Annotated in this window: 11 protein-coding genes, 2 tRNA genes and 1 CRISPR repeat array; of the genes, 11 read left to right on the plus strand and 2 right to left on the minus strand. The window is 49.5% G+C overall.

Annotated elements, in window-relative coordinates:
- The first annotated feature begins 19 nt into the window (after positions 1 to 19).
- From cas7e to cas2e, 5 genes are read left to right on the plus strand one after another with little or no spacing between them, the layout of a single operon-like run.
- Positions 20 to 1,153, plus strand: coding sequence for a type I-E CRISPR-associated protein Cas7/Cse4/CasC (cas7e, locus tag ACKU35_RS06170; RefSeq protein WP_319764151.1), 1,134 nt, complete (start codon positions 20 to 22; stop codon positions 1,151 to 1,153).
- A gap of 2 nt (positions 1,154 to 1,155) precedes the next feature.
- Positions 1,156 to 1,878, plus strand: coding sequence for a type I-E CRISPR-associated protein Cas5/CasD (gene cas5e, locus ACKU35_RS06175; protein WP_319764153.1), 723 nt, complete (start codon positions 1,156 to 1,158; stop codon positions 1,876 to 1,878).
- Positions 1,879 to 1,881: 3 nt separating this feature from the next.
- Complete coding sequence (gene cas6e / locus ACKU35_RS06180) at positions 1,882 to 2,541, plus strand: type I-E CRISPR-associated protein Cas6/Cse3/CasE (RefSeq protein ID WP_319764155.1); 660 nt, start codon at positions 1,882 to 1,884, stop codon at positions 2,539 to 2,541.
- Positions 2,538 to 3,452 (plus strand): type I-E CRISPR-associated endonuclease Cas1e, encoded by a 915-nt coding sequence (cas1e, locus tag ACKU35_RS06185; RefSeq protein WP_319764156.1) that lies wholly within the window; start codon positions 2,538 to 2,540, stop codon positions 3,450 to 3,452. The genes cas6e and cas1e overlap by 4 nt, the downstream gene beginning before the upstream one ends.
- Positions 3,433 to 3,729 (plus strand): type I-E CRISPR-associated endoribonuclease Cas2e, encoded by a 297-nt coding sequence (gene cas2e, locus ACKU35_RS06190; RefSeq protein WP_319764158.1) that lies wholly within the window; start codon positions 3,433 to 3,435, stop codon positions 3,727 to 3,729. The genes cas1e and cas2e overlap by 20 nt, the downstream gene beginning before the upstream one ends.
- Before the next feature lie 86 nt (positions 3,730 to 3,815).
- Positions 3,816 to 5,615: a CRISPR direct-repeat array (repeat unit 29 nt; unit sequence GTGTTCCCCGCACCCGCGGGGATGATCCG).
- Between the two features lie 27 nt (positions 5,616 to 5,642).
- Here cas2e and ACKU35_RS06195 read toward each other — a convergent pair.
- On the minus strand, positions 5,643 to 7,289 hold the full coding sequence (locus ACKU35_RS06195; RefSeq protein ID WP_319764159.1) for a PAS domain-containing sensor histidine kinase: 1,647 nt from the start codon (positions 7,287 to 7,289) through the stop codon (positions 5,643 to 5,645).
- Between the two features lie 238 nt (positions 7,290 to 7,527).
- On the opposite strand from ACKU35_RS06195, the gene ACKU35_RS06200 reads away from it, so the two are divergent.
- Both ACKU35_RS06200 and ACKU35_RS06205 read left to right on the plus strand, forming a co-directional pair.
- The gene (locus ACKU35_RS06200) at positions 7,528 to 7,860 is read left to right on the plus strand and encodes a zinc ribbon domain-containing protein YjdM (protein ID WP_319764161.1); all 333 of its coding nucleotides are present in this window, start codon (positions 7,528 to 7,530) and stop codon (positions 7,858 to 7,860) included.
- A gap of 284 nt (positions 7,861 to 8,144) precedes the next feature.
- Positions 8,145 to 8,660 carry a DUF2087 domain-containing protein gene (locus ACKU35_RS06205; RefSeq protein WP_319764163.1) on the plus strand — a complete coding sequence of 172 codons (516 nt, stop codon included), beginning with the start codon at positions 8,145 to 8,147 and terminating at the stop codon, positions 8,658 to 8,660.
- A gap of 55 nt (positions 8,661 to 8,715) precedes the next feature.
- On the opposite strand, the gene ACKU35_RS06210 is transcribed toward ACKU35_RS06205, so the two are convergent.
- Positions 8,716 to 9,792, minus strand: a complete 1,077-nt coding sequence (locus ACKU35_RS06210) for a class I SAM-dependent methyltransferase (RefSeq protein WP_319764165.1) — start codon at positions 9,790 to 9,792, stop codon at positions 8,716 to 8,718.
- A gap of 176 nt (positions 9,793 to 9,968) precedes the next feature.
- Between ACKU35_RS06210 and ACKU35_RS06215 the strand changes: the two genes are divergently transcribed.
- The 4 genes from ACKU35_RS06215 (at position 9,969) to ACKU35_RS06230 (ending at position 12,990) form a co-directional block, all read left to right on the plus strand.
- Positions 9,969 to 11,117 carry a HAMP domain-containing sensor histidine kinase gene (locus ACKU35_RS06215; RefSeq protein WP_319764167.1) on the plus strand — a complete coding sequence of 383 codons (1,149 nt, stop codon included), beginning with the start codon at positions 9,969 to 9,971 and terminating at the stop codon, positions 11,115 to 11,117.
- An 88-nt stretch (positions 11,118 to 11,205) separates the two neighbouring features.
- Positions 11,206 to 11,281, plus strand: a tRNA-Val gene (locus ACKU35_RS06220).
- A 40-nt stretch (positions 11,282 to 11,321) separates the two neighbouring features.
- A tRNA-Asp gene (locus ACKU35_RS06225) sits at positions 11,322 to 11,398 on the plus strand.
- A gap of 266 nt (positions 11,399 to 11,664) precedes the next feature.
- On the plus strand, positions 11,665 to 12,990 hold the full coding sequence (locus ACKU35_RS06230) for a mechanosensitive ion channel domain-containing protein (RefSeq protein ID WP_319764169.1): 1,326 nt from the start codon (positions 11,665 to 11,667) through the stop codon (positions 12,988 to 12,990).
- Positions 12,991 to 13,032 lie beyond the last annotated feature (42 nt).

The following is a 13,032-nucleotide window of genomic DNA, read 5'->3' on the forward strand; positions in this document are numbered from 1 at the left end:
TTTATAAGGAGATATAAAAATGTCACGTTTCATTCAGCTTCATATTTTGACCAGTTATCCCGCATCCAACCTTAACCGTGACGACCTTGGCCGCCCCAAGACCGTGATTATGGGCGATGCTCAGCGGCTGCGCGTTTCGTCCCAGAGTCTTAAACGGGCATGGCGCACTTCCGAGGCTTTTCAGCAGGCTCTTGCCGGGAATATGGGCATCCGCACCAAGGAAATAGGCAAATATGTTTATCTGGCTTTGTTGAACGGGGTCGCTCTTGGTGATGTGATTAAGGATTTTGAGGCCGGAGGTTCGCTTAAAAAATTGAAAGAAAAAGATGCCATCGCAATCGGGCGCGCAATCGGTGGTGTTTTTGGTAAGCTCAAGCCTGAACCCAAGAAGAAGGATGATGATTCTGCTAAAATGGAGTCTCTTGAAACCGAGCAGCTCGCTCATTTGAGCCCTGAAGAGCTGAGTAATATTGCCGCAGTGGTGGAGGAGTGCCGCGAGAGCTTAAAGGAGCCTTCCAAGGAACAGTTGGAACTGCTTTGCCGTGATTGTTCCGCTGCCGATGTAGCCCTCTTCGGGCGCATGCTGGCTTCCAGCAACAGGCACAATATCGAAGCGGCAGCGCAGGTAGCTCACGCTATGACCGTGCATAAGGCGACAGTTGAAGATGATTTTTTTACCGCTGTGGATGATCTTAACCGCGATGATTCCGGGGCCGGGCACCTTGGTGTCACTGAATTCGGTGCGGGGCTTTTCTATCTTTACCTTTGCGTGGATCGCGAACTGCTCAAGGAGAATCTCGGCGGTGATGCGGATCTTGCCAACCGTGCGGTCGCATCGCTTGCCAACGCGGCCTGTACTGTAAGCCCCGGCGGCAAGCAGAACAGCTTCGGTTCGCGGGCATGGGCCTCCTACTGCCTTGCCGAAAAGGGCGATATCCAGCCCTGCAACCTTTCTGTCGCTTATCTCAAGCCGCTTGGAGCAAGCGAACCTTATGGTGAAAAAGACGGCAATATAACTGTGGAAGGTGCAGTGGAAAGATTGGAAGCGCAGCGTGAATCGTTCGGTAGAATTTATGGAGTTGAGACTGAAAGCATTTCATTTGGTCCCGCCGGTGGAACTTTGGCTGATGTGCTTGATTTTATTAAGGAGTAGCCATGCGGTATTATTTGGTTTTTACCATTTACGGTCTTATGCAGGGCTGGGGAAGTGTTGCGGTGGGGGAAGTCCGTCCTGCTGCTCCGCGCCCGACCCGTTCCGGTCTGCTGGGGCTTCTGGCTGCGGCCCTCGGTGTTCGGCGGGGTGATCCGCTTTTGACGGAATTGAGTGATGCTGCACGGGTGGCAGTGCGGGAGGATCGCCCGGGGTCGGTTATGCTTGATTATCATACCACGCAGGTGCCCTCGGAAAAAAAGAATAGAATTTACCGCACCCGCAGGCAGGAGCTTGGGACTATGCTGGATAAGGATGACAAATTGAATACCATCCTCTCAAGGCGCGAGTATCTCATGAATGCAGCATTCTCCGCCTGTATCTGGTTTGAGGAAGAACCGCCATTTGCAATGGAAGATATGGTGGAGGCTTTGAAGCAGCCCCGGTTAAATGTCTATTTCGGTCGTAAATCCTGCCCTCCGGGATTTCCATTTATGCCGGAGATTGTTGCGGCGGAGGATGAATTGCAGGCCCTTGTCGGCTATACACCGGAGTTGCGCAATCTTTACGGCGCACGTTCGCTGGATAAATGCCCGGTCTGGACTGAGGCTGATCATGGAAAATTCAGCAGATATTCTGTGCGGGACCGGGTGACCGATCATAACAGACGCCAATACGGACTCAGGTTTGAATATCACGTACCGTCATTAAAAACAGGGGAGGAATAAGTTATGTACATGACTAAAATTGTTCTCGACCCGGTTATGATGAAACGAGCCGGGGTGTATGAAGAGCATAGAGCTTTGTGGAAGATTTTTTCCGACAGCTCGGACCGGGAGCGCGATTTTATCTATCGCAGAATGGACCCGAGCAGCTTTCTCGCTGTTTCAAGCCGGGAACCTGCGGAAACGCGCTTTCTGCGGACACTTCAGGTCAAAGAGTATAATCCGCAGCTTGAGGTCGGGGAACGGCTGCACTTTTCCTTACGGTTTAATCCCATAGTAAAACGCAGAGATGAAAACGGACGGCAGCAGCGCATCGATATTGTGCAGGATAGGCGTAAAGAAATGGAGCGACAGGGGCTGCCTCGCACTGAATGGGATAAACGGCTGGAAATTGCCGAGGAAGCCGGCGCGCAATGGATTATGAAGCGCAGTGAAACCCTCGGTTTTGAGCTGGAGCATGGTGAGAATGGCCCCGGGCTGATTGTAGAATCATATTCGCAGGAGCGTTTTCAGAAAGGTAAAGGGCGTATGGTGAATCTATCCTGCATGGATGTACGTGGTTTCGCAAAAGTAACTGATCCTGAAAATATTAAGCGGGCTCTATTTAACGGTGTTGGCTGCGCAAAAGGTTTCGGCTTCGGCCTGCTGCTGGTGAGGCGGGCATGATCCTGCCGAAACTCAAACCGATTCCCCTTAAGGAACGTTCAAGTATGGTTTTTCTGGAGAAAGGTCGGCTTGATGTTCTGGATGGTGCTTTTGTGCTGGTTGATGCCGAGGGAGTGCGAACCCATATTCCCGTAGGCGGGGTTTGCTGTATCCTGCTTGAACCGGGAACAAGGGTTTCCCATGCGGCGGTATCGCTTGCTGCACGGGCCGGGACTTTGCTGGTCTGGGTCGGCGAGGCCGGGGTTCGGCTTTATGCCGCCGGGCAGCCCGGAGGGGCAAGGAGCGACAAGCTGCTATGGCAGGCCGCATTGGCCCTTGATCCGAAGGCGCGGCTCAATGTTGTACGCAAGATGTTTGAAATCCGTTTTGACGGCGATGCACCCGCAGGCAGAAGCGTGGAGCAGTTGCGCGGTATGGAAGGAGCAAGGGTAAAGGCCCTGTATAAACATCTGGCTCGAATGCATCGTGTGAGCTGGTCCGGCCGGAAGTACAATCCGAAGCAGTTTGATGATTCGGATGTGCCGAACAAATGTTTGAGTGCGGCCACATCGTGCCTCTACGGAGTCTGCGAGGCGGCCATACTTGCCGCGGGCTATGCTCCGGCGATCGGCTTTTTGCATACCGGGAAGCCTCGTTCTTTTGTTTATGATGTTGCTGATCTGATAAAATTTGAGACCGTTGTTCCTGCCGCTTTCTCTGTAGCGGCCAAAAATCCCATGAATCCTGAACGGGAAACAAGGCTGGCCTGCCGGGACATGTTCAGGACCAAAAAGGTGCTTAAAAAGATTATCCCGCTGATCGAAGAAGTCTTGAAAGCAGGTGGAGTCCCTGTCCCGGATGATCCTGTATATGCGGTAGAGCCTGCTTTTGAAGACGATAGGGGGTACGAAGATGACGGTCATCGTACTTGAAAATGTACCTGCGAGATTACGTGGCAGGCTTGCTGTCTGGATGCTTGAAATTCGCGCAGGGGTTTATGTCGGTACTTTGTCGGCAAAGGTGCGTGAAACAGTGTGGAGTAATATTGAAGGCAATACAGGCGAGGGAAACGCTGTTATGGCTTGGAAAGCAAATAATGAACAGGGCTTTTTGTTCAGGACAATTGGTGAGAACCGCAGAATTCCAGTAGATTTTGACGGGATGAGTTTGGTTTCGTTTTTACCGCTTGAGGGTGATGATTTGGCCTAGCAAAAGTTGTTCCTGAACTGGGTGAAAAAGTCGGCATTTTTTAAATTGATAAAAAAGGTCAAAAAGTATTATAGGTTACAGGAAGAGTGTTCCCCGCACCCGCGGGGATGATCCGAAAGCCCCGGTTAACCTTGCCTCTCTCCAGCTGTGTTCCCCGCACCCGCGGGGATGATCCGCCCGTCTACATTTGGGTTTATGAGTTGGTTGCGTGTTCCCCGCACCCGCGGGGATGATCCGACTTATGTTTTTCACCCAGCCTTTCCGGGCAAGTGTTCCCCGCACCCGCGGGGATGATCCGAATTATTGTGCGCCATTCTGTGTTGGGTTCGTGTGTTCCCCGCACCCGCGGGGATGATCCGGCCCTTGAAGGATTGTCAGCGTGAACCGCACAGTGTTCCCCGCACCCGCGGGGATGATCCGATCCCGTCTTCGGGCGGGTCTGGTGGGACAAGGTGTTCCCCGCACCCGCGGGGATGATCCGAACTCGACGTTGTATTCAAGAACAAAACCACCGTGTTCCCCGCACCCGCGGGGATGATCCGCACCCCAGTGTGCTTGAATACTGGAAAAATCAGTGTTCCCCGCACCCGCGGGGATGATCCGGTCAGTACGAAGATTGGAAGTTCGACGAAATACGTGTTCCCCGCACCCGCGGGGATGATCCGCATCATATCTATTGTTAACTCTGTCATTTACAGTGTTCCCCGCACCCGCGGGGATGATCCGCGAGGAACACACAAGGAATTCCAACGGTAAAAGTGTTCCCCGCACCCGCGGGGATGATCCGCTTCAATCAGCACCTTGCCGGCAACAAGATAAGTGTTCCCCGCACCCGCGGGGATGATCCGTCTGGAAAACTTGAGACAAGGGGTGGTTTAAGGTGTTCCCCGCACCCGCGGGGATGATCCAAGTAAGGCATTACGGTCCACTCATAGTCAGTCGTGTTCCCCGCACCCGCGGGGATGATCCGATGGACTTGAAGGACAGGTTCAACAAAACTTGGTGTTCCCCGCACCCGCGGGGATGATCCGCCGCCGCAGCCGCCGAACCCGCACAGGTTGAGGTGTTCCCCGCACCCGCGGGGATGATCCGTTTTTTATGGCGTTCTCGTTCATTCCTCTGGAGCGTTCCCCGCACCCGCGGGGATGATCCGGTCAGTTTCAAGCTGGTTCTTGTCTTGTTAGCGCGTTCCCCGCACCCGCGGGGATGATCCGGTTTTGCAGAAACTGTTCTTTAGACTGAGACTGCGTTCCCCGCACCCGCGGGGATGATCCGAGGGCTAAGCCCCTCTTTTTTTGTCTAAAATCGCGTTCCCCGCACCCGCGGGGATGATCCGGAATTCCGATGCCTTCTAAAAGAGAGGAAGAGGCGTTCCCCGCACCCGCGGGGATGATCCGAAACCGTAAACGTTGGTATGGACTTCAACGTTGTGTTCCCCGCACCCGCGGGGATGATCCAACACGCTTTCCGCCTACGGCCTTGTACTGAGCGTGTTCCCCGCACCCGCGGGGATGATCCGGGTGGTCAGCCACGCTAATGTCAAACAACGTGGTGTTCCCCGCACCCGCGGGGATGATCCGGAGAAATGGTTGTCCCTGAAAAAATTGCTGGACGCGTTCCCCGCACCCGCGGGGATGATCCGATTGGCGAGGGTGGCGCGGGCCATTTCCGTGTGTGTTCCCCGCACCCGCGGGGATGATCCGCAAACCCTTTCACGCCTAAAAAAGCTTGCAAGGTGTTCCCCGCACCCGCGGGGATGATCCGCCATTAAAGCCGGGCTGCAGTCACCGCAGGAAGTGTTCCCCGCACCCGCGGGGATGATCCGCCTATCTACTTTCATCCGGTGAAATAGTAGATGTGTTCCCCCCACCCGCGGGGATGATCCAGTGTTGGCATTTGCGGCCGAAACAAATCTACTCGAATGTGACGGATACTGTTGTTCCTGCGTCCGCGGAAGTCTGCATGGCGATGGTGCCGCCCAGGGTTTCGGCAATCAGTTTTGCTGAATATGTCCCTAGTCCGGTTCCGCCTGATTTACCGGATGTTGTGAACTTGTCAAAGAAGACATCACGAATGGCTTCCGGGACGACCCCCTGATTATGTACGCTTATTTTAAGCGGAGAATTGTGAAAGCTGATGAGTACTGTTCCGTTTTGCGGTGAGGCTTCCATGGCGTTCTTGATGCAGTTTGCAAGCATGGAATAGCAGAGCAATTCTTCCCCCTGCACTATAAACGCAGTCGGCTGGTTTCCGGAATCATCGCACAGGTGAAAATTCAATTTTTTCAGGCTTGCCAGATTCCTGTTGTCGCTGAGGACCCTGTTTACCTGCTTGACGAGATCAACCGGGCTGGGAAAATATTCATATTTACCCTGTTCCATTTTATAGAGATCAAGGGAAAGATTAATCATGTTCAGCATTCTGTAGCCGGCTTCTTCAATTTTCTGGAGCATCTTTCGGTCTCCGTCGTTGAGGTTGCTGTACTGCAGCATAAATTCCGGTATGCTGATAATGCCGTTCAGGGGTGATTTCAGGTCGTGACGGGTGATGTGGTCAATGTCGTCACGCATCTTTTCCGCTTTCTTTGCTTCGGTGAGATCTACGATGAATGCGACATAACCGAGATCCTTGCCATCATCACCGGTAAGCATGTTGGCATGAATTTGAACAGGGGTTTCGCTCCCGTCGACATTGCGCAGTTGGCCTTCAAAGCAGGTCAGCTCCCCTTTGACTACCCGGTCCCAGTTTTTACGCACAAAAGCGGCAAAAGAATCATTCATAAATTCGAATGGCTTTTTGCCGACCACATCTTCGCGCGGGGCTCCAACCATACGGAGAATCGCGTCGTTTACATCCACTATTCCGGTACTTTTGCTTCCCAGAATAAATCCTTCTTCAGTTGTCTCGAGTATCCGGCGATATTTTTCTTCGCTGCGGGCAAGCCGGAAAGTGGCGGTTATAAGTTCTCCGTTAAGATGGTTCAGTTTTTCAACGCTTTTGTTTAATTTCTTTTCACTTTTATTCGCATCCTGAACAAAATAATTAACCATTAACATCAATGATATGAATGTGCTCAGCGTGGAGCCGATAAATAACATGTGGTACTGGTATTCTTTGAGGACATAAACACTTGAATCGCGGCAATATAAATAGAGCATGCAAAAGGCGATCGGGGCCACTGCTCCGACAAGAAAGCGGGATGTTTTTTTCCAGTATGTATTGAAAAAAGGAAGGGTTGCCATATAAAGAAGTACGTATTGAAATCCGCTTTTCCAACCCAGCATATGCACGGTGAGATATTGATGCGAGAGCAGTTCACAACAGGCCAGCAGGAAGGCGGCATTGTGGAATCCTTTTTTGTTGATGAAAAAAGCCAGAAGAAATACGGGAACACTGAACAAAAAGTTAAACCATACAAGCGGTAAAACTCCAAGACACAGGAAAATAATTCCCAATGCAATATGACCGGCAAAAGCATATCCATAAGCAACCTGAACCACTCTGCAGAACCTGTCTGTACGTGGTGTTCTAGTGAGTGCCTTTGTGCCTTGTAAAAACATATATATTATCCTTAATAAATTACTAAAAAAGAATGCGCCGTGATTCGGCTTAGAATGTTCTTCGTCGTTCGTATTAGTGATTTTAAAAAAAATCCTCATACATATTATTGAATATTTTGAGGACAAAACAAAGAGACAAATTTCAGATTTACAAATCTAGTCAAATAGCAAATACTGCCCCCGGATATCCGGGGGAACTGATTATAATAACCAATCTAAAAACACGAGTTTGAAAGCTATGGAAAATTTGCCTAATTGCCCGCAGTGTAAATCGGAATATGTATATTCGGATGGCAGTGTTCTCATCTGTCCTGAGTGCGGCCTTGAATTTCAGCCTGAAGACGCTGCGGAAAAAGTATATAAAGATGCTAACGGAACCGTCCTCGCCGACGGCGACACCGTCATAGTCACACAAAACTTAAAAGTCAAAGGTGCTTCCGATATTAAAAAAGGCACTAAGGTCAAAAATATAAGACTGGTGGAACCTGAAGACGGAATTCATGATATCTCATGTAAAATTCCCGGGTTCGGCTCAATGATGCTTAAAACATCGGTAGTGAAAAAAGCCTGATTCAGCCATGAAAAGATACCGGTCATCCTGATCGGTATCTTTTTTTTAAAATTTCACCTCCCCATCCCAGCCGGGAATTATATGATTTTCACGGTTGCGGACCTTTGCTCGCTACGCTATTGTGTCCTCCGGTCGGCAGTTCACCAAGGCGTCGTCTGCCCCTCGCGGGGTATGCTAAACCTGCCGTTTTTATTTTCCGCCCGACACTTATCCCGTGCCGAGTCGGAAGGACGACCACCGGCAATCCCTTTCCCATGCGGTAGGCACGAAAGCGAGGATAAGCCATGTCTCGAACTCAACTGCCACTCATCATTAACGATGTTTCGGCCCTATCACGTTCACTGCGTAAGCAGCTTCAATGCACTGAGAATGTTCCCAGCCATGTGGAAATGCTGAATCTGCTGGCCAAATCGGCCGGCTACAAGAATTTTCAGCACCTCAAGGCAGAACTGGCCCCAGCCCATGAACCGGAACCGGAAATTAACCGCAAGCGGTTGAACAAGGCGGCAGGGTACTTTGATCTTAACGGCAGACTTAGTCGCTGGCCCAAAAAATACAGTATGCGTGTCCTTTGCCTTTGGGGTCTCTGGTCCCGGCTTCCGGCGCGCATAGCAATGACCGAACTGGAGCTGGACGAAAAATTGATTCTAAACCACAGCTTTTGTGACCATACCATGCTCCGGCGTTGGCTGGTCGATGAGAAGCTGGTTTCGCGAACACCCGACGGACGCGAATATAGGCGTATTGAATCCCGCCCTCCGTTTGAGGCTTTGGAACTAATCAAGCGTGTGAATAAATAGGAAAGAGGGTGCCTGCTTTAAAGTGGGCACCCTCTTGTTTTTGATAGATGTTACACTACTTAAAACATAAGTAGTGGCTGTTAAAACCGTCTTTCGGGATATCGGCCACTTCTACTCTGCTGAATCCGGCAGCCCTGCATATCTCGACGGCCTTTTCCCGGCCCCACATCATACCTAAGCCTGCTCCTTCATTCATCAGCCCGACAGGCATGCAATGCATCAGGCTGACAGTGTAAAGGAAGCTACCCATGGGATGCTTCATATTTCCGGATATGGACGATTCTGCTTTAATGTCAACCATGGAAAAAATGCCTCCGGTCTTCAGTAGCTTGCGGATATTTTGCAAGGCCTCAAAAGGGCGTGTCTGGTCGTGGATGGAATCAAAGGCGGTGATATAATCAAACTGCTGCGGAACAAAATCTTTTCCGGCGGCATCGCGAACAAGGAATGTAATATTTTTCAGGCCTAGTTCCTTGATCCGTTCCCGTGCATTAATTATCGATTCTTCTGATATATCAAATCCGGTGAAGTGCGATTCCGGAAAGGCGCGCGCCATAACTTCAAGTGCCACACCTTCGGCGCAACCTATATCGCAAACGGAGATTCCCGCCTCAAGACGCCGGACCATTTCGCCGTCCATGACTGAAGGCAGAAATGTTTGCACCAGTATGTCGCGGTGCTTGGCATCAGCCAGTTCCTGCATAAATGAATAGAACTTAGGATATTGCGAGTAGGGGATACCTATTCCGCTTTTCATGCCTTGCAGCACTCCCTGCCGAGCACAATCAGTGAGCAGGGGTATTTCCTGCGTATATACCCCGAGATTGGAACTTCCTCCGGAAAGACAAAGGAACGGAATGTATTCTTCGGGCAACTCAAAGAGTTCGTCTCCATCTCCGTTCGTGCTGACCTCGATTATCCCGCCACAGACCATAATTCCCAGCCATTCACGTAGATAGCGCTCATTTAGATCCGTCCCGGAAGTTATTTCAGCGCAGCCGGCAGGCCCCTCCAAATGTGCCATAATTTCAAATATGCCGGTTTCATAACCTATGCCCATAGCTAGATTAAGAGCGCCGTAATTGAGAACATCACACATTTTTTTACTGAATCTCGCAGCCTTGTCGTTCATTTCGTTTTCTCCGCTTATAGTGAGCGCAAAAAAATTATATTTTTGTTTTTTTATGACACATAGTTGCAATTCCACTTAATAAAATATGAACTTGAACGATTTTCATAATATTAAAAATCAGCTATTAGTTGGTTAGAACTGAAAGTTATATAGAACAACAGCCTTAAGAGGTTCTGATGCCATTGCCGACAGATTTCGCTCCTGCTGAACGAGATGAACAATCCACCATAGAACAAATAGCGCAAGCTATAAGCAATGATCCTCTGGCTGCGGCTCTTGAAGCCATTCCTGTGCCGCTTATAATAATCAACACGTACAGGCAGGTGGTTTTCTGCAATCCGGTTTTCAAGCCAATATCGAAGTACAGCAAAAGGCAGAATACGATAGGACTGCGCCCCGGAGAAGCTCTGGGATGCATCCATGCGGACGTTAACGAAGGCGGGTGCGGTACCAGCCTCTTTTGCAGGGATTGCGGTGCTGCAGCTGCCATCCTCCGGTCTCTTCAGGGGGCCGCACATACTGAAGAGTGCCGTCTGGTACGGCATACCCCGGATCACGATGAATCACTTGTTCTGCAGGTTTTTACTTCTCCATTCGAATACCATGGTAATAATCTCGTCATATTCACCGTAATCGATATCTCCCATGAGAAAAGAAAGAAGAATCTTGAGCACATGTTTTTTCATGATATCCTGAACCTAGCCACCGGTGTGAAATATGCTTCTCAAATGCTCTGTAAAGTAAATACTTCAGAGCGCATGGACAATCAATGCCGGAAAATAGACCGGGCTTTAACCCAGATGACCGAAGAGATTCAGGCTCAGAAAGATCTTTGCAAAGCAGAAGATGGAACACTGAAAATAAATATGCGGATGACGCAGTCCGGCGATATCCTGACCCGCATATGGGATATTTATACAGGGAACCCCCTGTGCGCAGAAAGGCAGATTTCCATTGCGGAAGACAGCGAAGATTTTATTTTTTACACTGACCAGACCATTTTTGCACGCATTATGGGCAATATGGTAAAAAATGCTCTTGAGGCTTCCAATCCGGGAGAGACGATAACCATCGGATGCCGGAAAAAAGATAAAGAGGTTATTTTTTGGGGCCACAACAACGCTGTGATGCCGGATAAAATTCAGCGGCAGATGTTTAAAAGAGCTTTCTCCACAAAAGGCGAGGGGCGGGGTATGGGAACTTATAGCATGAAGTTGCTGGTGGAAAAATATCTCGGGGGAAAGATTTCATTTGAGTCAACTCAGGAGATAGGAACGGTATTTTCAATTGCTTTGCCCATGACCGAAGATCAGGATAAGTCGTAATTCTCTCAGGTACGAAAAGAAATTTTCATTTTTCTGAATAAAATTGTTGACAACTTAGGCGACTGTCTTTAGAAATAATTCCTCCTGAGGGCGGATAGCTCAGTTGGGAGAGCATCGGCCTTACAAGCCGAGGGTCACAGGTTCGAGCCCTGTTCCGCCTACCACCTCAGATACTAAACGTTGCTTAACACGTTTAATATACGCGGAGCCGTAGTTAAGCTGGTTATAACGCCGGCCTGTCACGCCGGAGGCCGAGGGTTCGAGTCCCTTCGGCTCCGCCACTTTTCTAGAAAAGCCATCAATCGCAAGATTGGTGGCTTTTTCTTGTTTTGGATTCATGCATATTTTCCAACCCCCCAAGTAGAGCTCAGCCCTTTTTAAAGTATTGTCTTTTGCGTCTGATTTGGTAAAAAGAAGAATATTTGTCGATTAAGTTGTTATCTTTTTTTTTTGCTCGGCATCTTTTTTTTGCTCGGCATCATTTTATTTTGTTCGCGAAATCTCGGGATACCAGTTTCATACAGCATGTTCTTCAGGAGAACTCACTATGTGGGAAACAATGACCAACCAGAATTATCAGGAAATCATGCAGCAGGTCTATGCATGGGTACAGACTCATGTTCTGACCGCAAACGCGCTGGCTCAGATTGTAATTATCGCCGGCCTTACCCTTGTGGCTATACTCATAGGTAAAGTTTTTAAGGGTAATTTTGATAAACGTTTTGAATCGACTATAAACAGCAATTCCTATTGGTCTGAACTGGCGCGTCAGTCATCCCGTGTTATCTGGATGGCATGCGCTTATCCTTTATTCCACATCGCCATAGTGGTTTTCCAGAGTATGGATAAACCCTCTAATGTCCTTAGAATAGCGACCTCCCTGACCATGGCCATTATGGTTGTGCGGGTCAGTACCGGTCTATTTAAAAATAAGACCATGGCCAAGCTCATCAGCTATGTGGCTTATGCCTTGGCTATATTGAATATCTTTAATCTTTACGGCCCAACCATGAAGTTTTTAGCCGGGGTGGGCGTGAAATATGGTGAAGTTGACCTCAATGTACTCATGGTGGTGAAAGGACTGGTCCTTTTGGTTCTGGCCCTGCAATTGGCTGGATTCATGTCCCGATTTGTGCATCGCCGGATTGAGTCTATGGAAGAGGTTTCCCCCTCTTTGCAGGTGCTCATGTCCAAGGCTGCGACCATGGTCTTCTTTGCCATCGCTATTTTTATCTCCATTGATGCCGTCGGTCTCGATCTTTCCGGTCTGGCATTCCTCAGCGGAGCCATGGGTGTTGGTATCGGTTTCGGTTTACGCAATATTTTTTCCAATCTGGTTTCAGGTGTGATCCTGCTTCTGGATAAATCCATCAAGCCCGGAGATACTATTGAGGTCTCGGGTGTCTACGGCCTTATCCGGTCCATTAATGCCCGTTTTGTTTCTGTTATCAGCAGGGACGGAAAAGAATATCTGGTGCCAAATGAGAATCTTATCAAGAGTCTGGTAGTCAACTGGACTTATTCCAGCCCGGAAGTGCGGATAAGGATTCCTGTGGGCGTGTCATACGATTGCGATTTAAAGCAAGCGGTCAAGCTGGTCGAGCAGGCTGGCAGCGGCGTGGACCGCGTCCTTGCTTCTCCTGCACCGGCTGTGCGGCTTAAAGGGTTTGGTTCGGATTCCATAAATATGGAGCTTCGGGTCTGGATTCGTGATCCTGAAAAAGGACTCGGCGGAGTGCGACACAAGATAGTAATGAATATCTGGGAAATCTTAAAGGAAAATAACATTGAGATGCCTTACCCGCAGCGGGATCTGCATTTAAAATCAGTGTCTGACGATATTTCGGATAAGCTTCTGGATAAGCTTAAATAATCAGCTCCATGCCTTGAGTTGAGCGCATTGGTTCTTTTAAAA

The sequence above is a fragment of the Maridesulfovibrio sp. genome, assembly GCF_963676065.1.
Lineage (GTDB): Bacteria > Desulfobacterota > Desulfovibrionia > Desulfovibrionales > Desulfovibrionaceae > Maridesulfovibrio.